Raw genomic sequence first — 21,201 nt, forward strand, 5'->3', positions numbered from 1 at the left:
TTGAGGTCTGACCAAGGTCTCAGTTTTCAGGCACGTGTGCGGAATTTTTTGGATGTGGGGCACAAAAAACTAAAGGGGCTTTTTAATTGTGGAATTATTTTGAACAAAATATGTCAATTGTCAGTAGCACAGAAAATCAGGGAGAAGAGAAATGCCGGATATTTATTGCTCAGTTTGTAGAAGATCAACGCAGCATAAAGTGATCATGAAGCGTTGTGAACCAGAGCATATCGACACGCTAACTGGCAAAGTCGTCAGTTTTACTCAGTTGATGGCAAAGTTTGTATCGGGTGAGCATTACTACGAGATGGAGCCGCAGTACTACTGCCGTTGTTGTAACCATCGCGCTATTGGTGAAGTGGTTCAGCATCCAGCGCGACAGACATCAGCAATTATGTAATTGACGCTTACGCAGCAAGATCTTTTTCTGTTGCGAATGGCAATCCGTCGATCATAACTGGCCAGCCGTAAGACGCATATTCAGACGCCAGAGACTTTGCGACTTCGTGTGAGACGGTCGTGTACGTCCATTCTCCAACGCCAAATGGTTTGTACGCGAGTTGTAGGGTTAACATTGCTTTCTCCTTAATATTTTTACCTATTATTGCCTTATCATTTGGCTCATTTCTTTTCTCTTCAGCTCATATTTTTCTCTTCAAAGTTCATCATTCCATTATTTTGTTAACAAAATTATCTGATTAATAAAGTCGCCAATATTGGTGTGTTGATTTATAAATTATGCAGATGAATGTTTTTATTTTTTGACTATTTGATGAATTTTTGTGCTAGGCAAACGTTAAATGTATGCAGGTTTCACACGTTGTTGATATCACTATTTGCAAACTGAATAGTTACTATTACTCTGATGACTCCTGAGTTGTTACAAGGATGTGGTTAATGAGTTACCAATTAGACAGAATTGATTTGCAAATTTTGAGAGTGCTGCATTCTCGTGGGCGAATTCCGGTCGTAGAACTGGCAAAGCAGGTTAACTTAACCACATCACCATGCTCTGAGCGTGTCAAACGGTTAGAGAAAGAAGGCTACATAAATGGTTATCATGCCGAGCTCAATGCGGAGAAGCTTGGGTTGGATGTGCAGGTCTTCATCCATATTCGCTTAGATCAAACCAGCTTTTCGATTTTTGAGAAGTTTGCTAAAGCGGTAGAGTTAATGCCTGAAATAGAAGAGTGCTATTCGCTGTCAGGTGACTTCGATACCATGATCAAAGTGCGAGTGAAGAACATGAAGGCTTACCAAGAGTTTATGTCGAGTAAGCTTGGGACGTTGCCTGGTGTGATACAAACTCGTAGTGAAGTGGTCATTGAAGAACACAAGACGGGCTTTGGGGTGAATCCCGAGCTGCTTGGTTAAATTGCACAAAGTGTGCGAAACACAGATACAAAAAAGGAGCCAATTGGGCTCCTTTTGAGTTCTTAACGCGAGTTAATCAGCATTAGTGATTAGATGGCTCTTAGGCACTGACGAAGGTTGTCAGTACGCCGATCAGACCACCAAATACCCCGCCCCAAACGACGAGCCAGCCAAGGTGTTCTTTAATCATCTTCTGTACGATCTCTTTTACCAGCGCTGGCGTCAATTCACTTAGGCGCTGATCGATGATGCTTTCAATATTCTGTTTGATTTCATCCATCATTGCTGGTGACTCTAACTGCTCTTTGAGTGCTTCTTTGATGCTGTCGCTCTTGCTCAGTTCGATGATGGACTCTTGCATCTTCTCAACAAATGGCTGACGCATTGGTTGTAGCGCTTCTGCGCCACCAAACATCGCGAGCATGCCGCCAAATTGAGAACCTTCAATGACTTCCACTAGAGAATCAAAGGCTGGGTTTAAGTCGACTTTCTCGATCACTGGTTCTAGGTTGATGTTTACGCCGCCAGCCATTTCCTTGTTTAGGAAACGATCGATGTTCGCTTCGGTAAAAAATTGCTCCATCATCAAGTTTTTGATTGCCAATTTAAACTCTTCGAAACGAGCTGGAATGACACCTGAACCGTACAAGCCGGGTACTTTTTCAAACAGCATGTGAATCGCTAACCAGTTGGTGATAGCGCCAGAAAAAGCGAATAGACCCGCGTACCAAAGGTAATCATTTTGAATGTGGTATCCCGCGCCCATCATGGCGATCGCGAGGATATTAGTCAGCAAACTTTTGTTCATAGTGACCGATTATGTATGAATTGATGAAGTAATAAGTGGGCATGATTCTATACCTAACTGGTAGAGAGATGCTAGGTTGAGCTTGATTGGGTCTGCTTTTAGGCGGGATGAAATAGGTTAGCGCTAAAAAAACAAAACCCGACATTCACTGCCGGGTCACTGCTTTTTCTTAGAAATTCTAAGTGTACTTTTATTGTGTTTTTAGAAGCGGAAGACCTTACAACAAAGTTGGCATTTCCAGCGCTCTGAGTAGCCGAATAATTTGTCTGCCCAACTTGGTTTTACTTGTACGATCTGCATTGAACCACATTTACACATAAGCTAATTACCTTATTATTAGATTAATAACTAAGCCATCAATTGAGTATAGCTGTTTCTCAAAAAGTGAAATTACAAATGAATCCAGCTTGCTACTCTGCGTTGTGTCCACTACTAACGATTACGCAACGGGACGCCATACTACCAGAAAAAGTGTGACTTTCACCCACAAAATTGTTTTACATCTGAGAAAATTAAGTGATCGTCATCACCATTTGTGTGGGGTGTCTTCTTGGGGAAGCGGCTCGACATAGCAAAATCGAATGAAAAAACGGCGCTTATTGCGCCGTTTTAGTTTGGTGATTTACTGCAATTTAAGAACGTTAACCCTCGAGCTCTTCCCCAAGGAAGCCACCTGTTTGGTGCGCCCAAAGCTGAGCGTAAATGCCGTTGTTGGCAATAAGCTCTTTGTGTGTGCCTTGTTCGACGATGTTGCCTTTATCAAGCACAATCAAGCGATCCATTTGCGCAATGGTCGACAAACGGTGCGCGATGGCGATAACGGTTTTGCCTTGCATCAGCTCGTTCAAGCTTTCTTGAATGGCGGCTTCCACTTCTGAATCCAGTGCTGAAGTCGCTTCATCCAGTACCAGCAAAGGTGCGTCTTTTAGCAGTACACGTGAAATCGCAATACGCTGGCGTTGACCACCAGACAGTTTCACACCGCGCTCACCCACTTGTGCGTCGTAACCCACGTTGCCGAACGGGTCGGTTAGGGTTTCGATAAACTCGTGTGCGTGCGCTTGCTTAGTCGCTTTAATCAGGTCTTCTTCAGTCGCATCTGGGTTGCCATACAAGATATTGTCGCGGATTGAGCGGTGTAGCAAAGACGTATCTTGCGTCACCATACCAATATTCGAGCGCAGCGAATCTTGCGTGACGCTCGAGATTTCCTGCCCATCAATCTTGATGCAACCTTCTTCTACATCGTGGAAGCGCAATAGCAAGTTCACTAAGGTGGATTTACCTGCGCCAGATCGTCCAACTAAGCCCACTTTCTCACCCGGTTTGATATTAAGGTCGAGGTTGTTTATCACGCCCTTTTTCTCACCATAATGGAAGCTCACGTTATCGAAGTGAATGCCGCCTTGAGACACTTGCAGATCTTTCGCATCGGCTTTGTCTTTGATGTCGATAGGTTTAGATAGCGTCTTCATGCCATCTACGACAGTACCCAAGTTTTCGAATAGGGCACCGACTTCCCACATGATCCACATCGACATACCATTGATACGCAGGGCTAAGCTGATAGCAATTGCAATAGCACCAACGCTAATCGCGCTATCCAACCACAAGTAAATCGATAGCGCAGCCACCGAGAACACCAATAGATAGTTGGAGATCTCTACCGCTACGTCGAAGCCAGTCACCAAGCGCATTTGGCGATAGACGGTATGCAAGAAGCCTTTCATGCCTTCTTCGGCGTACTCGGTCTCTCGTTTACTGTGCGAGAACAGCTTCACAGTTTGAATGTTGGTATAGCTGTCGACAATGCGCCCTGTCATGGTGGAGCGTGCATCGGCTTGCTCAGTCGCCACGGCCTTTAGTTTCGGAACAAAGTGGACCTGAATCGCGATGTATGCCATTAGCCACACCAACATTGGGATCATCAAGCGCCAGTCAGCCGCCGCCAGCATCACGATAATACTGGTGAAGTAAACCAAGACATAAACAAACACGTCCATCGTCTTCATGACGGTTTCTCGCACCGCCAAAGAGGTTTGCATCACCTTGGTGGCGACACGCCCTGCAAAATCATCCTGATAGAAGTTCAGGCTTTGATTTAGCAAGTAACGGTGCGCAAGCCAACGTACCGACATTGGGTAGTTACCCAGCAGGGTTTGGTGAATCAGCAGTGAGTAAACCACGACCAAAATCGGCATGACAATCAGCAATAAAGAGCCGTAGAAAATAAGGTCTGCTTTGTTGTCTTGTAAAAAGGTTTCTGGATTGCTGGTGGATAGCCAATCAACCAACTGACCCATGGCACCAAACAGAGATACTTCTACGATCGCCACAATCGTCGACATGATCGACATGATGATCAGCGGTTTCTCAAAGCCGCGCGTGTAATGGCGCAAGAAGGCGTAAATCCCAGTTGGGGGTTGGTCAGGCTGTGATTTGGGGAACGGCTCGGTAAAGCCTTCAAATCGTTTAAACATAACTCATCCTAAAGTTAAAGCATTGCCACGTCAGAGGGTGAATCCGTCAATTCTTCCTGCCTTGGACGAGGCAGAAATCCTGAACGTGGAGATAAGACATATTGTGGTCTGCTAGCCAGAAAAGCAGACGTATTTGCGTATGTGTGAGAGGCGAAAAAATAGTCTAACCGATTGCCTTTTAAATGTAACTAGTTGGTTATAAAGAATTCGCTAGTGCATTATTCTTGGGATGACCATTCACGCGTCACAAAACAGTAAATCGGCAAAGTGACAATAAAAAGTCGGGTTAATCCGGTCTTATACCAAAATATTTACTTTTGGTTGATGGATTTATTATTAAAAACAGCAAAACTTCGGTTAACAATAAATTTACAATCTCATCATTCTAGTGAAAAGGAATATATTGGATGCTATTACACGAATCAGTGCCTCAGAATGCACATGGAAAAGAAGAAAGCACGCAAAGTGCTCTGCGTCATACCGCAAATTGCGTTGTGATGGTGCCACCTAAAGAGTTTCGTTTTAACGAAGAAACTGCGCAAGACAACGAGTTTCAACACCAAGTTTCGCTAACTCAAGAAGAAGTCTCACGTAACACCATGGCTGAATTTTCCGCGATGGTTGAAACCTTGCGTAAAGAAGGCGTGCAAGTGGTTGAGTTTGACTACCCTCAATCTGACACAGCCACGCCAGATGCGGTTTTCCCTAATAACTGGTTTAGCACCACTCCAGAGGGCACTTTGTATACCTTCCCGATGGCATGTGAAAACCGTCAGCATGAAGTTCGCCCAGATGCGCTGGTCGCCGCATTAGCAAAAGCGGGTCGTGAAGTGCATCAACAAGATTCATTAACCGAATACCTCGGAGAAGAAGCCTACCTAGAAAGCACAGGCGTGATGGTGTTCGACCACTTCAACAAAACCGTTTATGCCGCGCTTTCACAGCGTTGTGATCGTCTGGTGTTAGAAGATTATGCCAAGCGCATTGGTTACGACCGCGTGATTTCTTTCCAAACCCGTTTGCCTTCTGGCGCGCCGATTTACCACACCAACGTAATGATGGCGGTGGGAGAGCAGTTCTGTGTGATTTGTGATGAGGTGATCCCTGAGTTTGAGCGTCGCTTTGTGCTTAAATCATTGGCGAAAGATAAGCAGGTGATCTCGATTTCTCTTGAGCAGATGAACCAGTTCTGCGGCAACATCCTTCAGCTGGAAACGGTACGCGGCGATAAGGTTATTGCTATGTCTCAATCGGCTTACGATGCGTTCTCACCAGCACAAAAAAATCAACTGGCGACTCACGGTAAATTGCTGCCATTCGACGTTTCTACCATCGAATCGATTGGCGGTGGTTCTGTACGTTGCATGTTAGGCGAAGTGTTCCTACCAAGCCGCAAAGCCGTGCTGTAAGCCATTTCTAAATTTCCCCCAAAAAGCACCATGTTGAAAGATGTGGTGCTTTTTTATTGATGGGCTCCAGCGGATTTACGACATTACCTTGTGTAGAGCGGCATTGGCGAGTGAAGTCGTTTTATGCACTCTGGCAATAAAAAGCTCGGCACATGCTAACGCATCACTTGCTGCGCTGTGGTTGTAGTAAGCAGGGAATCCAAGGTTCTCCCTGAGGTCATCAAGCTGAAAGCTGGCAGGGCTATGAACAAGGTTTGATGATAAGAATCGTCGTTCGAGCTCCATCGTATCGATAAAGTAAAAGGGAAGTTTAACGATGCCAAACTTTTTGCTGAGGTAGCGCAACAGGAAGCCTTTCTCAATGAATGCTCCATGAGCTAACACCACTTTTCCTGCCAAGGCTTCAAAGAGTTTATTCATCGCTGCATCGATAGTGAGCCCTTGGCTGAGGTGCTTGGGGGTTAATTGGTTCACGCTGGCACTTTTAGCGGTGATGTATTGCCCGTGTGAAATAAAAAGCTCGTCAACGGTCGACAGTTCGATCTGTTGAAAACTGAATGGCACTAAACCAATAGACAAAATCTGGTCGTGTTTAAAATCGAGTCCACTTGTCTCGAAGTCAATAGCGACATATTTAAGCTGTTGAAGTGGTGACGTGACAGAGGGTAATGGAGTGCTGAGATAGGTTCCCCAACCGCCAATCCATTCACCTTGCTCTTCGATATGTTGTCGAAGTGTCTCGATGTTCTCCAAGTGGAACTTGTGTTTTAGACTCGTCAACATGGCTTATTGGTTTCCCTTTACAAACCTAAGCTTTGCGACGTCTTGCAAATTACCGATGATTTTAAACGCTTCTTTGAGGTGCTTCCTTTCAAAACTGCTGAATTGATCGGGGGCGATGTGGTTATCGGGTATATGCCCGTTTTGTATAGCATGCAATTGATGGCGGAAGCGAACTTGGCTGATGAATCGCAGCGCTTCAATAATGCTCTCGCAGGCATCTTCAGAAATGGCTTTATGAGTCATAGCATAACGAAATCGCTCCTCTGTGCCAGCAAGCTTGCATCCTACCGAGAGGCTGAAAATTCGCGCTAAATCTACGATGAGATTCAAGGCGTACTTTTTGATGTTTAAGGTATTGCTGTGCTCCCCACCTTTCTCTACCACCAAGTTATTAAAGATGCTCAGTGGTGGTGAAATGTTAATGGCATCTCGCGTCAAGCATGGCAAGAAGCTCGAATTGTGTTGAATACAATCGTTGAGGTGATCTTGTAACTCCTCGACTAACTCATAAGAGCCATAGATGGCGCGGGTCTCTAGGAACACACTGATATTCAATAATTGATTGTACTCCGGGCTAGAAACCCATTTATTGTAATAGTGCTTCCAACGTTGCAGAGGCTGACACCACCGAGGAGATGCCGCCATATATTTACCATCGCAAAGTGGGTAGCCACAAGCCGCTAGAGCGTTGCAAACTCGCATCGCAAGGTGGGCAAAGTACAGTTGGTGCTCTTGGAATTTGTCATCTTCAACGACGATGGCATTGTCTTGGTCAGATAAGAGATGCACTTCATTACGCGCATGAGAACCTGCCACCATCCAAGCATACTTACAAGGCGCAGGACCAAGTACCTTTTCCGTTAGTTCAATGATTCTGCGAGTAAACGCATCCATGATCATCGACATGATTTTGCCTTGTAGGTTTGAGGAGGTGCCGTTTTCAACCAGCGCCTGAAAAATCGATTCTTTCTCGTCGCGCAGCTTGGCAAGAGCTTCGATAGAATCAGCGTAGCGAATCTTCTCAATCAAAAACAACGATTGGGTACGGTGGTTGTGTACTAAGTGGGTGGTCGTAAGCAGTCCGCATACTTGCCCTTTTGATATGACAGGCAGGCTCCGGATATTGTGCTCTAGCATGAGTGAAATGGCTTCAATGATCCGCTCGTCTTCATCGATCACGGTTACAGGAGAGGTCATGATTTGGTGAACTGGCGTCGTGAGTTGGAGCCCTTTCGCCACCACTTTCATGGTCATGTCTCGATCGGTAATGACTCCCACCAATTCACCGCTTTTTTCTACGACAGCACAAGAGCTTTTAGGACGAGAACACATTCGTTCTGCTACGTCTTGGATTGGGGTGAGATAGTCCACAGACGTAATGTTTTCACTCGCGATGTCTTTTACAGTTCTGAAGAATAAACTTTTGTTTTCCTTGTGTTGCGAGTGATTGACAGCACTGTTTAGACGTTTTGGTGCTTGTGGATCAAAGCAATCTGTCGTTGCGCTTGCGCTGCTCATCACCTTACGCACAGCTTCGTAGGGGATGGAGTAAAGCAATGTGCTGTCTAGTGCGTAGACCTGATAACGTTGTGATTGAAGGGAAGAATCTTGAAAGAAGGTAAACCCAAACTGGTCATTTTCTCCCAATCGAGCCAACAAACCTCCTGTCGAGTCTTTTTGCTCAATTGCACCTGAGCGAATGAAGTACAAGTGCGCCGACTGACTTAGAGTTTCTTCGTCGATGGTTTCTCCCTTAGCTAGGTAACTAACCACTACGAGATCGGCGAGCTGCTCAACGATCTCTGTGGGGAGCTTATCAAAAGGGTCGAGCTTCTCTAAGAAGTGCAGGATATTGAGTGTTGCGGAGGTTTTCATAAGGACAGCTTCTGGTTGTTATAGGAGGCTCGACTTGAGCCTCCTGTCGATATTATTAAGTGACATCGCCTTTCGGCTTTACCTCGAATTCATCGGTTACTTAGCATGGCGTAAATTCAACTGTGCATCGAACAGTGATGCTGGTTCAACCGCCGTACCGATAGACTCCAAATGTGCTTGCTTAAGGCTTTCATCGGGTACTTCGGAGTAGTTCGCAGTGCCGTTTTCGATCATGGTATTGATGTACTTGGCTTGTGGTGCAACAGAGAATTCTGAGCCCGTCATCCCGATGATGTAAGGCATAATCACACGACCGTAAATGCCATCATCCTTCATAAACATAAATTCATTTGCGCTTACGCCAGTGTTGACTGGATTCCAGAAAGTGAGCCCTTTTAGATGGTTTGGTTGGTTGCCAGAACTCGCGCCCCAGCGACCATAAATCCATCCGCCCTTCATGTTATCGAATAGGTTGTGCATGGACTGCTCACCGTGCAAATCAATAGAGGAGTCAGCGGCGTATTGGCTGTTTTTGTACACATTGGCAATCGAGTATTTCGATACGCCAGGCGCATGCCAAGCGTGAGAGTTGTCGGTAATGTTTTCAATTAAGTTGTAGTTGCCGTACATGATAGTGAAAGCAAGGTGTCCCGGCGTTCCGGACAGCGTGACGTCATCAACCGTCACATTGTAGGTATTCCATAGCACGCCTCCTTGGTTGAAATCGCGTAGTTCAATGTTTCTTACCCAGCTGTCATGAACTCGATTAAGTGCTAACAAGCTATAACCACTGTCGTGCAAGGCACTTTCATGATGGACAAATTCTTCGTGCCAGTTGCCTGAAATCGTCATGTTCTCAATCCCGACGTTTTCATAAGAGGTGACTTTTTTCACTTGCCAAGCGTCGGCTTGATCGAGCGTATGTGCAACTGGGGTAGAGAATGTCAGAACATTGCCATCAATAGCTGCAATGGTATGTTTCTCGCGTTTATCGAGCCCTTTAACCAGATTTGCCCAAACTGGCGTGTCTGGTGCTGAGGCTTTGTACTCGATGAGGTACGGTGAGATTGCATCGTTGATTGCTGGCTCGCGTTGAATCAAAGCAGAAATTTGAATACTGTCGCCGACAGAAAAACCTGCACTACTGTCTACCTGAACAGAAAAGCTTGAGCCGCCTTCAAGCGTTTGTGAAAGCTCAATAGTTGCGGCTGTGGTTTCGGTGTCGCTTCTTGCTCCGAGTTGAAACATGTGTGGCGTCGTCCATTTTTTGGATGGATTTTCTGGCTGCAAATAGGTGTCCATTTTGAGCACGGTTTTACCAACGCCATCGCCTTTCACCACAACATTATCCAGATCGACGAAAATCGGCTGCTTGTTCTTAATATCATCCACGTTATCTGGATCGATGAGGGCATCATCTGCGGCATTATTGATGATGTAAGTGCCTTCAGGAAAATAAAGCACAGCGATTTTTGACTCAGCGGGATTCGTCGTACGGCTTTGTTTCATCGCTTCAATAGTGGCTTTTATCGCAGCTTTATCGCTGATTGAATCATTCGGTATTGCCCCAAAATCTTGGACATTAAACACATGGTATAGAGCATCCGTTTCTGTTGGGGCGGGTGCCGGTAATGGCGTATCGCTGAATTTATAACCAGCAAAGGAGTAGTCTTGAAGAATGCGCTCTTCAGGTAGTGTTGTTGAGGTATCCAACAGACCTGATGCTGAATCTCGGCTGGCAACAAAATCCGTCCAGTATTGGCTGGTGTTTTCGACACTCGATTCGCTATTACAAGCGACAAGCAGCAAAGCGACAGAGAGAGTTCCTATTTTGTATCTCATGGAATCATTTCCTTGTTATTGGGGGTACACGTTTTTTATGCGTTGTTTTAATGCTGGAATGGCGTGCTGGTAGAAAGCGCGCAATCCTGAGCAGAGGTAATTTTGCGGAGAAGATTCTTTGTTTGAACGCACCCTGTCTTTAGGGCAACCGCCAAAACAGAACTTAAGGTATGGGCATTGCTGGCATTGTTGAGAAAGTGAGTGGGTCTTATCGAGACCAAAAGATTGTTGTTTTGGGTCGCATGCCATTTGCGCCAAGTGTGTATTTTTGACATTACCTAAGCGGTGGCTATCTTCGATGTAGTGATCGCAACTGTAGACGGAGCCTTCCTGCATTATCGCAAGAGCACGACCACAATATTGGCTTGTCACACAGGATGAAGAGGGATGATTCAGTAGAACGGCGAGGCAGTCCTCAACGGTTGGAATGTAAACCTGACCAATATCGTTTTTCAGCCATTCATCAAAGACGGTTGTCATGAATTCGCCCCAACCTTGTGGGGAAACAGAATAAGGTTCTTTAGTGGTGACAAGGCATGAAGAGCGCATTTCTAGCTCGGCTTTATCCACGATCGGGATAAATTGCATTTGTTTGGTTTTCACTTCATCACGCAGGAAGCGATAAATCTCTAGTGCAGAGTGTGTGCTTTGGTGAGTCACACAAGTGAGGGTCGCAAAAGGGATGTGGTATTTATGAAGCAAAGCCGCCGCATTGAGCACCTTTTTATGTGTGCCTCTACCTGAGCGTGTGTGGCGATAATGATCATGAACCTCTTGGGTTCCGTCGATGCTTAACCCTACGAAGAAACGATGAGTTTTAAGAAACTTACACCACGGCTTGTTGAGCAACATTCCGTTGGTTTGCAAATCGTTATGAATGGTTTTACCAAGTGGGTTGTGTTTTTTTTGCAGCTTGATGATGGTTTCAAAGTAGTCGAGACCGAGCAGTGTTGGTTCACCACCTTGCCAACTAAAAACCACTTGTTCGGTGGGTTGAGCTTCAATGTATTGCTTAATGTAGAGTTCTAATGTTTCGAGCGGCATTGAGTTCGCAGTCACTTCTTTCAGCATTTCTTCACGACCGAGAAAATAGCAATAGTCACACTGAATATTGCAGGTAGATCCTGTCGGCTTTGCCATGATGTGAAAAGGGTAAGATGACTGCATTCCGCGTTTCCTTTATTTCTAGACTTATTGTTGTTTCACAGAAAAAGACCTGCTCCCGAAGGAGCAGGCTTTGTCTTATTTGAACCAGCCTTCAACTTGAATACCGACTTGGAATTCGGTGTCGTTGTTATCACCGAATGCATGATCGTCTTCATAGTCTTGGAAGTAAGTCGCGAATACGCGCAGTTCAGGGCGAGCCCAGAAGCTCTTAGATGGCGACCAAGTTTGAGCAAGTGTTACCTTGCTAGCTGATTGAGGGGTGTCATCGGCAGTCGTCGCATCGAAGTAGCCTAGCTCGAGTACGGTTTTATTGTTGTCGTCCCAGCTGTATTCAGGGCGAATAACCGCTGAAAAAGTCGTTTGTGTTGTGGTCTGGTTGATCTCGATATCGTCAATTGAAGAGGTCCAGAACAGAGAGTGAGCAAGTACAACGTCGTCGGTCAGTTTCAACAAGCCATAGTTCATTACTCGGTAAGCGGACGCATCTTTTTGCACTTCTGCGAAGTAGTTTTTACCTGCATGGTCGTTAAACAGCGCTTTGGAGAAGCCGTTGGTACCGTATTGGAAAACCGTATTGTTCTTACCCCATTTACCGCCGTAGGTAACCAAGCCAGTAGCCATCACACCATCTTCGGTTTGCAACGTAAATTCATCCGACTCATTTGGCATACCGTAGTCAAGACCGACTTCCAGCTCAGCGTTTTCCCATAGTTTGATGCCTTTATAGCGAATGTCGAAAATGTTGACGTTGAGCTTGTTGTTCTTTGTGCCTGGATCATCAAAGTTTTGGCCTTTACGATCTGAGCGGATGGCAGAGACAGACAGCAGACCGTCACCAACAGGAATGTAATCAATACCGCCACCAGTACCAGACACATTCCAGTAGTAGGTATCAATGATGTGGTTATCGTGACGTTGGTTGTAGCGCTTACCTGCCCATACAGTAGATTCTGGTAGAGAAGGTATCAGTCCTTTCACCGCTACGTTTACTTCTTTGAACATGAAGTCAGTATCGCTGTCATCCATGGCTTCCCAATCGTTTGAACCATCTGACTGGTAAACAAAACGAGATTGGAAATAGACATCGTATTGATCGGTTTTCGCAAGCTGGGTCCCCAAGCCTAAGCCCAGATAAATGTCATCTTCGTTGCCGAGGCGACCAAGTTTCTGTTTGTTGTAAGACACCATCGCACCATTGCTTGAGCTAGAACCTGCACCTGCACGAAAATATCCAGAAAAATCGATATCTTGCGCAGCAACACCTTGGCTGCATAAGGCAATTGATGTCATGAGAAGAGAGGTTTTGATCGTAGAGTGGTTCACATTAATTTCCTTGTTCTATTTATTTTTCAAAGACGAAAGTCACAACAGAAATTAAGTGATTATTTTTTTTATTTGAATGAAGAAAATTGCTGAGGGATGCAAAAAATGAAACTCTATTGATTCATATATTATAAGCGTGATCGCCCTCAATTATTGGCTCTGTGACATTATTCACAAATTGTTACCTAAATAAGGAAAATTACCGAAGTAGTTTCTTTTTTTTCATTTTTGCATGTTTTTACACATTGAATGAAGCTCTCATATCTTCATAAACTGGCTCCAGATAAAAAATACGTGAAATAAAATAATCAACCTGGAACGAGTCGCAATGATAGAACATGCATATCCCTCAAAAAGGTATAAAAGCACTAATTTTGAAGAGCAATTAACAAAGGCTGTTTCTTCAATTAAAAATAATATCCCTCGTATTGGCATTAATAACCCTAAGATCGGCAATGAAGATGGTACATGGCGATACTGTGGTCCTTCAGATTGGGTTTCTTCATTTTGGACGGGTCAGTTGTGGCTTTGCTACCAGCTGACAGGTGATGAGACGTTCAAAAATAGCGCAAATATGCGTAAACCTTATTTTAAAGAATTACTTATCAACCCAAATTGGCATGATCATGATTTAGGTTTTCAATATTCATTAAGTTGCGTTGCTGGTTATATGTTAACCGAAGATGAAGAATATAAATCAATGGGTATAGAAGCTGCTCATAGTTTATATCAACGCTACCGTCGACTTGGTCAATATATTGTTGCATGGAATGAAACTCACATTCTTGGTCCTGAAAAAACTCAGGGAAAAACAATTATCGACTCGCTACAAAATACGGCGCTGCTTTTTTGGGCAGCAAATCAAACCAATAGTGATGTATTAAAAGATGCAGCAATTAATCACTCAAAAACAATGGCTAAGCATATTGTTCGTGATGATTTCTCTACTTTTCATACCTTTAACTTTGATCCGCTGACTCAAACGCCAATCAAAGGTGAAACCTTTCAAGGATATGCAGATGACTCTTGCTGGGCTCGAGGTCAGTCGTGGGCTATTCATGGTTTTGCTCAAACCTACCTTTATACCAAGAATCCTGAGTTTTTGGCGCTTGCGAAAAAGCTAGCGCTGTTTGTCACGCCTTACCTGCAAGATGATGCGGTTCCTGTATGGGATTACCGTTTACCAGAGTCTGAGCACCCATACAAAGACAGTTCGGCGGGGGCTATTACAGCAGCAGGGTTCTTGTTGATTGCGAGCCTTTGTGAGGACGAGCAAGAGCGTGATTTCTTCGAGCAATGGGGCATGCATTTAGTTCAAGGATTGATCGAACAATGTGATCTAACGGCAGACCCTTCTGCTCATGGCTTACTTTCTCAAGGCGCATCGTTTGTCGCAAAAGACTTGGCAAACAACATGCTGCCGTACGGTGATTACTACTATCTCGAAGCATTGATGCGTATCTGCGGTCATCAACGCTACTTCTGGTAAGGAAACTGATAATGATTTCTGGATACGATATTAGCGCGATTGTTTTTTATTTTATTTTCATGGTCTTGCTTGGGTTTATTTTCCGTAAGCAAGTTGCCAATACCAGCGATTATTTCCGTGGAGGCGGCAAGATGGTCTGGTGGATGGCGGGCTCTAGTGCCTTTATGACTACGTTCAGTGCTTGGACCTTCACTGGCGCGGCAGGTAAAGCTTACATTGATGGTTTTGCGGTCGTTTGGATTTTTGTTTTTAACATTATCGGCTATCTGATCTGTGCGCGTATTTTCGCCCCTCGTTTTCGACAGCTTAATGTAATTACACCGATGGAAGCGATTCGTCAGCGTTACGGTGCGAAGACAGAGCGTTTCTACACGTTTATCTACATGATCACTGGTCTGATGGGTGGTGCAATTACGCTGTATGCAGTTTCAATTTTCATCTCTGCGGTGATTGGTATCAACATTCAATTGGCTATTGTGATCACAGGTGCAGCCGTTGTTTTCATGACCATTACAGGTGGGGCTTGGGCTGTTGTTTCAAGTGACTTCTTACAGGCACTATTGATTGTTGCCATCAGTGTTGTGACCTTTATTGCGGTGATGAACAACGTAGACAGCGTTACCGATATTACTGATCACTGGCAGGGGGCTGCGCTTTGGACGGGTAATGGCATCCACTACCAAGAAATCTTCCTACTGTGGATTGGCGCTATCTTTATTCAACGTGTTATCGACATGAACAACATTGGTCAGTCAGTTCGCTTCTTGTGCGTGAAGGACTCGGCTCAAGCTCGAAAAGCGGCTTACCTTACCGCACTGTTGTTCGCATTTGGTAGCGTGATGTGGTTTATCCCTCCAATGTGGTCTGCAAGTGCAGGTCTTGACCTTGCGGGGATGTACCCACAACTAGGTGCAAAAGCGAATCAAGCGGCTTATCTATCAGCAGTTCAGGTTCTTCTTCCTGCGGGTATGGTGGGGTTAGTGGTTTCGGCAATGTTCGCCGCAACAATGTCGACACTGGATTCACGCATTAACTTTGTTGCTGCATCGTTTGTGAAATCTATCTACAAGCCAATGTTGAACAAAGATGCGACGGAAGAGCAAGAGTTGCGCGCAAGTAAGATTTCGACTGGTGTGATGGGGTTGATTGTCATTGGCTTCGCGCTGTTCCTTAACGAATTACGTGGCATCAGTTTGTTCTCCATGATGATCATCTTTGCGGGTCTTGTGAATATTCCGATGATGATCCCTCAAACTCTTGGCATGTTCATCAAACGTGTTCCTGATTGGGCTGGTTGGGCGACCGTTTGTTTCGGTTTCGTGGTTAGCTTAATCAGTAACAATGTCTTTAACGCTCAATGGGTATCAGAAACGATTGGCGTAGCGCTAACAGGACGTGAGCTTGGGGACTTGGGTGTGGTTATTACCCAGTTTATGCACGCCATTATCACGGTTGGCTTCTTCCTTTGCACAGGCTTGTTCTACAAAGCGCCTGAAGGGGAAAGAAAGAGTGCGATCGAACAGTTCTTTACGAATCAAAAGACACCAATTGTCTCGCCAGCAGGCATGGAAGAGTCTGATGTGATGCAGTGTCGAATTTTGGGGCGCTTAACGCTGATCTTTGGTGGCGTCATCACTGCATTCTTCTTAGTTCCGAACGAGCATGCTTATTACTTCTTAATCTGTGGTCTGTTCATCATGACCGTCGGAGGCTTGATTTACTCTCAAAGCCTTGGAAATAAACAAAAAATCGCAAGTGTTACACAATGATAGGTGAAAGAAATATGAACACACGTCAAGGCATTCATAAAGCACACGCAAAAACGCTAGACACTCAACAGTTACGAGAGGAGTTCCTTGTTGAGAGCATCTTCGAGGCTGACAGCTACACCATGACGTACAGTCATATCGACCGCATTCTGTTTGGTGGTGTGATGCCGCAGCAAGAGAAAGTTTCTTTCGATGGTATTGGTAAAGATTTCGGTGTGGATTACTTACTAGAGCGCCGTGAGATGGGCATCATCAACATCGGTGGCTTGGGCTACGTTGACGTTGATGGTGAGGTTTACGAGCTAGAAAACCAACAAGCGTTATACATTGGTAAAGGTGCAAAATCGGTGTCATTTGGCAGTGAAAGCGAAAGTCAGCCTGCGAAATTTTACTACAACAGTGCACCTGCTCATGTTGCGTACCCTACACGTAAAATCACTCAAGCAGATGCGATGCCAGTAACGCTAGGAGATAGTGAAAGCTGTAACGAACGAACCATTTATAAATACATTGTGCCAGATGTGGTTGAGACCTGTCAGCTAGTGATGGGGCTAACCAAACTGGAAGCTGGCAGCCTATGGAACACCATGCCTTGTCACACACATGAACGCCGTATGGAAGTGTACTTGTATTGTGATATCCAGCCGGAGCAAGCCGTGTTCCATATGATGGGTGAACCAACAGAGACTCGCCATATATTGGTTCATAACGAACAAGCGATTATCTCTCCGAGTTGGTCTATCCACTCTGGCGTGGGGACCAAAAACTACAGCTTTATTTGGGGAATGGTTGGTGAGAACCAAACGTTCGACGACATGGACCACATTAAAACCACCGATCTTCGCTAGGAGCAAAACATGGAATTTAAACTGACAGATAAAGTCGCGATTGTGACAGGTTGCGATACAGGCTTAGGGCAAGGCATGGCTTTAGGGCTAGCCCAAGCGGGGTGTGACATTGTTGGTGTGAATATTGTTGAGCCAACAGAAACCATCGAAAAAATCCAAGCAACAGGTCGCCGATTCATCGATATCCGTGCGAACTTGATGAAAACGGATGACATTAGCTCGATTGTGGATCGTGCTGTGACAGAGTTTGGTCGTGTCGATATCTTGGTTAACAATGCAGGCATTATTCGTCGCAACGATGCGTTGGAATTCTCTGAGCAAGATTGGGACGATGTAATGGACATTAACGTTAAGTCGGTGTTCTTCTTGTCTCAAGCGGTTGCGAAACAATTTATCGCACAAGGCACCGGCGGGAAGATCATCAACGTGGCGTCTATGCTCTCTTTCCAAGGCGGTATTCGAGTGCCTTCTTATACAGCATCGAAAAGTGGTGTTATGGGGATTACCCGCTTAATGGCGAACGAGTGGGCAGCACACAACATTAATGTGAATGCGATTGCCCCAGGCTACATGGCGACCAATAATACCGCTGCATTGCGCGCCGATGCAGATCGAAACCAAGCGATCTTAGAGCGTATCCCTGCACAACGTTGGGGTTTGCCTGAAGACTTGGCGGGTCCTGTGATTTTCCTAGCATCACCAGCGTCTGATTACGTGAACGGTTATACATTAGCTGTCGATGGTGGCTGGCTCGCTCGCTAATCTCGTACTCCCCAAATGCCTGCACTCGCAGGCATTTTCTTTCTGATTTTATTCCCGAGCTTCTTTCGGAATTGTTACGTTACTTTCGGTGTTTTCGATGAAAAAAATAGCCTTGATCGGCGAATGTATGATCGAGCTCAGTGGGCAGCCTTTTGGGCAAATGACTCAGAGCTATGGTGGTGACACATTAAATACTGCGGTTTATCTCAGTCGCCTAAATCCTGATTTAAAGCCTGCCTATATCACGGCGCTAGGTGAAGATTCGATTTCTCAACACATGGCAGAAAAATGGCAAGTAGAAGGGATTGATACTCAATATGTATTGATTGACCCAGCACATCCAACCGGGCTTTACATGATCCAATTAGATGATGCTGGAGAGCGCAGTTTCGCTTATTGGCGACATCAATCGGCGGCGTCTCAATTACTCAAGCATGAGCAATTTTCAAAGATTGAACAAGCGCTTATGTCCTTTGATTTTCTTTATCTATCGGGCATCTCTCTTGCCATTTTAGATGACGAGGACCGAGCCAAACTTATCTCGATTTTGACTGATGCTCGTCACCGAGGGGCTCGAGTTATTTTCGATAGCAATTATCGTCCGAGTTTATGGAGCAGCAGGCTCGATGCTCAACATTGGTATCAAGCCATCGTCAACATCAGCGATTACTTATTGCTAACCAGTGATGATGAACAGGCTCTGTGGGGCGATAAAAGCCTTGAGACCACCATTCAACGACTCAATCAGCAAAGTAAAGCGGTCGTTGTTATCAAGCAAGGAGCGGACGGTTGCAGTGTCGGATCTTTAGCAAACTGGAACAATTCTGTGACCCATCATCCTGCTAGCTCGGTGGAAAAAGTGATTGATACCACCTCAGCTGGTGACTCGTTCAATGCTGGCTTTATTTGGGGAATAAGCGAAGGTTTAGAGCTCGGCACGTCATGTCAAATTGGCAACTTATTGGCTAGCAAAGTCATTCAATATAAAGGTGCCATTGTACCGTCACCAATAACTGATCTATTAAGAGACAAATTGTATGAATAATTTAGGTGCAAAACTTGCGTCTTATAAAGTAATTCCTGTCGTCGCGATTGAGCGCGCTGAAGATGTACTCTCGTTAGGCAAAGCCTTATCTGACAATGGCTTGAACGTCATTGAAATCACGTTTAGAACCCCAGCTGCGGCGGAGGCTATTGCACTACTGAGCGTTGCTCAGCCTGATATGTATATTGGTGCTGGTACAGTTTTGGATGCAGAGCAAGTCGAGCAAGCGACTCTAGCTGGGGCGTCATTTATTGTAGCGCCGGGCTTTAACCCAGATACTTTGCAAGCGTGTGCTGCTAAAGGCATTCCATTTATTCCAGGCGTTTGTACTCCGAGCGAGTTGGAGCAAGTACGACAGCAAGGCGTTCGTTTAATGAAGTTTTTCCCTGCAGAGGCTGCAGGTGGTGTTGCCATGCTCAAAGCCCTTTCTGGTCCTTATAAAGATGTGCAGTTCATGCCAACTGGCGGGGTGAACGAAGGCAATATCAATCAGTACTTAGCGTTACCGAATACGGTGGCATGTGGTGGTACATGGATGGTGCCCCAATCATTAATTGAAAACCAAGACTGGGAAGAAATAGGGCGCTTAACGAGAGAAGCCGTGAAGGTGGTTAATCAACAGGAGAAGCAGTAATGGCGGAGACTAAACGTGTTGCCGTTTTATTAGCGGATGGTTTTGAAGAGGCAGAAGCGGTGGTCTTTATTGATATTATGCGCCGACTCAAAATTGAAGTGGACGTATTATCGATACACGATCGCAAACCACTGAGCTCCTATTTCAAAACGTTGATTTCTGCAGACTACTTGCTGTCAGAAAAAAGTGCAGAGCTGTACGATGCGGTGATGATGCCGGGCGGTCCAATGGGCACGGACAATTTGACGTGCAGCAGCAAAGTGATTGAGTTTCTAAAAATACATATCGCAGAAGATAAGTGGATCTGTGCACTGTGTTCATCCGGTGCCAAAGTACTGGCAGCAAACAAGCTTCTAGGGCAGCACCATTACACAACGGGTGGTGGTCTAGAGAAGAACTTTTCTGATGGCGTATATGTTGATCAGCCTGTGGTTGTCGACGCTCCTTTCATCAGTGCGAAAGGGTTAGGGGTGAGCTTTGAGTTTGCTTTTACGGTTGCTGCGAAGCTGTTCCAAGACAACAAAGACGTTGATTGGCAAGCGGATCATATTTATTTCTCAAACTGGCCACTAAACCATTAGTGTCTGTTGACCTTTCGAATAGCCCCTAGTCATCCACGGTTAAGAGCTTAATACTCCACAAAACCTTTGCCCATCAGACTTCGTTTGCTTTTGATGGGCAAACACCAAACTGTTTTTTAAACGCGCGACTGAAATGGAAACTGTCGTTGAAGCCGAGTTCGAAAGCGACGCGTTTTACATTGGTTCCGGAGCGTTTGAGCATCATCATGCTCGCGTCGAGTTTCAGCTTCAGGTAGTACTGCTTTGGGGTCACGTTGAGGTATTTTAGGAAGAGTTTTCTTAAGTACTGTTCTGTATAGCCTGCTTCCTGCGCAAACTGCTTTATCGCAATATTCTCACCGATATTTTCACTCATTTTTGCCACGATTTCATGGACCGTTTTTTCTTGACTGGTCATCGATTTCGATTGGTCAATTAAGGTGAGCCATTTATAGAAAACAAACCCAAAGCCTGCGACTGCGGCATTGAGTTTTATCGGTGACTTAGAGGCAATAAGCGCTTTCACTTCCGAAAGAATGCTTGGGTAATCGTCGTTCTTTAATGCGATAGGCTCTTCAAAAGGAATCGGGGTTACGCCCTGCATCAAAAACTCGAACCAGTTTAGATTCCAAACGATTCCATTTGTCCAGTAACTATCGATGTTTCTACTGTCGATGAAGGTTACACTTGGTGCAGAAACCGTGAGAATTTTTCCGCTCTTCATCTTGATGCATCCACTGCCTTGGATGGTGTATACCGCCACAATAGCATTCGGAAGCATAGGCAACATACGGTCTCTTGGCCATTTGATGTGGTAGTTCATGTCGGCATGTACATCCCACATTGAGCGCAGCGTAATGCCACATGAATCTGCAGATTGTTCGATAAGGAGCGGCTGATTTTTCATTGTTTCGCTTTTTACATTCAACAGGGATTTTTACTATGGTTTATAGTACCAATCACGACTAACTTTAGGAATCAGTAGTCCGTGATAAGGCTTGAATAATAGAGCTCTATCACCTTTGCATATTTT

19 protein-coding genes are annotated in these 21,201 nt (G+C 45.1%); 10 read left to right on the forward strand and 9 right to left on the reverse strand.

The window, feature by feature from the left end:
* Positions 1–151: 151 nt before the first annotated feature.
* The gene (locus NL647_RS09475) at positions 152–400 is read left to right on the forward strand and encodes a hypothetical protein (RefSeq protein WP_253650052.1); all 249 of its coding nucleotides are present in this window, start codon (positions 152–154) and stop codon (positions 398–400) included.
* A 7-nt stretch (positions 401–407) separates the two neighbouring features.
* Here NL647_RS09475 and NL647_RS09480 read toward each other — a convergent pair whose 3' ends face one another.
* Positions 408–575: a hypothetical protein gene (locus NL647_RS09480; RefSeq protein WP_005449897.1), complete on the reverse strand. Its 168-nt coding sequence runs from the start codon at positions 573–575 to the stop codon at positions 408–410.
* Between the two features lie 322 nt (positions 576–897).
* Here NL647_RS09480 and NL647_RS09485 point away from each other — a divergent pair, with 322 nt between their 5' ends.
* Complete coding sequence (locus NL647_RS09485) at positions 898–1,374, forward strand: Lrp/AsnC family transcriptional regulator (RefSeq protein ID WP_005449899.1); 477 nt, start codon at positions 898–900, stop codon at positions 1,372–1,374.
* A gap of 100 nt (positions 1,375–1,474) precedes the next feature.
* Here NL647_RS09485 and NL647_RS09490 read toward each other — a convergent pair whose 3' ends face one another.
* Both NL647_RS09490 and NL647_RS09495 read right to left on the reverse strand, forming a co-directional pair.
* Positions 1,475–2,182: a DUF445 domain-containing protein gene (locus tag NL647_RS09490; protein ID WP_005449901.1), complete on the reverse strand. Its 708-nt coding sequence runs from the start codon at positions 2,180–2,182 to the stop codon at positions 1,475–1,477.
* Positions 2,183–2,823: 641 nt separating this feature from the next.
* On the reverse strand, positions 2,824–4,662 hold the full coding sequence (locus tag NL647_RS09495; protein WP_253650053.1) for an ABC transporter ATP-binding protein: 1,839 nt from the start codon (positions 4,660–4,662) through the stop codon (positions 2,824–2,826).
* Positions 4,663–5,069: 407 nt separating this feature from the next.
* Between NL647_RS09495 and NL647_RS09500 the strand changes: the two genes are divergently transcribed.
* The gene (locus tag NL647_RS09500; RefSeq protein WP_253650054.1) at positions 5,070–6,071 is read left to right on the forward strand and encodes an arginine deiminase-related protein; all 1,002 of its coding nucleotides are present in this window, start codon (positions 5,070–5,072) and stop codon (positions 6,069–6,071) included.
* A gap of 75 nt (positions 6,072–6,146) precedes the next feature.
* On the opposite strand, the gene NL647_RS09505 is transcribed toward NL647_RS09500, so the two are convergent.
* The 5 genes from NL647_RS09505 to NL647_RS09525 form a co-directional block, all read right to left on the reverse strand.
* Positions 6,147–6,854, reverse strand: coding sequence for an exonuclease domain-containing protein (locus NL647_RS09505; RefSeq protein ID WP_253650055.1), 708 nt, complete (start codon positions 6,852–6,854; stop codon positions 6,147–6,149).
* Between the two features lie 3 nt (positions 6,855–6,857).
* Positions 6,858–8,729, reverse strand: coding sequence for a DUF294 nucleotidyltransferase-like domain-containing protein (locus NL647_RS09510; RefSeq protein ID WP_253650056.1), 1,872 nt, complete (start codon positions 8,727–8,729; stop codon positions 6,858–6,860).
* A 96-nt stretch (positions 8,730–8,825) separates the two neighbouring features.
* Entirely contained in the window at positions 8,826–10,571 is a 1,746-nt protein-coding gene (locus tag NL647_RS09515; RefSeq protein WP_253650057.1) for a DUF4955 domain-containing protein, read from the reverse strand.
* Between the two features lie 15 nt (positions 10,572–10,586).
* Positions 10,587–11,738, reverse strand: coding sequence for an anaerobic sulfatase maturase (locus NL647_RS09520; protein WP_253650058.1), 1,152 nt, complete (start codon positions 11,736–11,738; stop codon positions 10,587–10,589).
* Between the two features lie 75 nt (positions 11,739–11,813).
* Positions 11,814–13,061 carry a carbohydrate porin gene (locus tag NL647_RS09525; protein WP_253650059.1) on the reverse strand — a complete coding sequence of 416 codons (1,248 nt, stop codon included), beginning with the start codon at positions 13,059–13,061 and terminating at the stop codon, positions 11,814–11,816.
* A 328-nt stretch (positions 13,062–13,389) separates the two neighbouring features.
* Between NL647_RS09525 and NL647_RS09530 the strand changes: the two genes are divergently transcribed.
* The 7 genes from NL647_RS09530 to NL647_RS09560 all read left to right on the forward strand — a co-directional run bounded on the left by NL647_RS09530 (position 13,390) and on the right by NL647_RS09560 (position 20,189).
* Positions 13,390–14,550 carry a glycoside hydrolase family 88 protein gene (locus NL647_RS09530; RefSeq protein WP_253650060.1) on the forward strand — a complete coding sequence of 387 codons (1,161 nt, stop codon included), beginning with the start codon at positions 13,390–13,392 and terminating at the stop codon, positions 14,548–14,550.
* 11 nt (positions 14,551–14,561) lie between these two features.
* Complete coding sequence (locus NL647_RS09535) at positions 14,562–16,319, forward strand: sodium/substrate symport (RefSeq protein WP_005449920.1); 1,758 nt, start codon at positions 14,562–14,564, stop codon at positions 16,317–16,319.
* A gap of 14 nt (positions 16,320–16,333) precedes the next feature.
* Complete coding sequence (gene kduI / locus NL647_RS09540; RefSeq protein ID WP_005449922.1) at positions 16,334–17,167, forward strand: 5-dehydro-4-deoxy-D-glucuronate isomerase; 834 nt, start codon at positions 16,334–16,336, stop codon at positions 17,165–17,167.
* Positions 17,168–17,176: 9 nt separating this feature from the next.
* Positions 17,177–17,929, forward strand: coding sequence for a 2-dehydro-3-deoxy-D-gluconate 5-dehydrogenase KduD (kduD, locus tag NL647_RS09545; RefSeq protein WP_005449923.1), 753 nt, complete (start codon positions 17,177–17,179; stop codon positions 17,927–17,929).
* A 97-nt stretch (positions 17,930–18,026) separates the two neighbouring features.
* Positions 18,027–18,974: a sugar kinase gene (locus tag NL647_RS09550; protein WP_005449925.1), complete on the forward strand. Its 948-nt coding sequence runs from the start codon at positions 18,027–18,029 to the stop codon at positions 18,972–18,974.
* Positions 18,967–19,608, forward strand: coding sequence for a bifunctional 4-hydroxy-2-oxoglutarate aldolase/2-dehydro-3-deoxy-phosphogluconate aldolase (locus NL647_RS09555; protein WP_017448222.1), 642 nt, complete (start codon positions 18,967–18,969; stop codon positions 19,606–19,608). The genes NL647_RS09550 and NL647_RS09555 overlap by 8 nt, the downstream gene beginning before the upstream one ends.
* On the forward strand, positions 19,608–20,189 hold the full coding sequence (locus tag NL647_RS09560; RefSeq protein WP_005449929.1) for a DJ-1/PfpI family protein: 582 nt from the start codon (positions 19,608–19,610) through the stop codon (positions 20,187–20,189). The genes NL647_RS09555 and NL647_RS09560 overlap by 1 nt, the downstream gene beginning before the upstream one ends.
* 73 nt (positions 20,190–20,262) lie before the next feature.
* Here the strand turns inward: NL647_RS09560 and NL647_RS09565 are convergent, their stop codons facing one another.
* Complete coding sequence (locus tag NL647_RS09565; protein ID WP_005449931.1) at positions 20,263–21,075, reverse strand: AraC family transcriptional regulator; 813 nt, start codon at positions 21,073–21,075, stop codon at positions 20,263–20,265.
* Positions 21,076–21,201: the final 126 nt, after the last annotated feature.

This window comes from Vibrio sp. Y29_XK_CS5 (assembly GCF_024181835.1).
GTDB lineage: Bacteria > Pseudomonadota > Gammaproteobacteria > Enterobacterales > Vibrionaceae > Vibrio > Vibrio harveyi.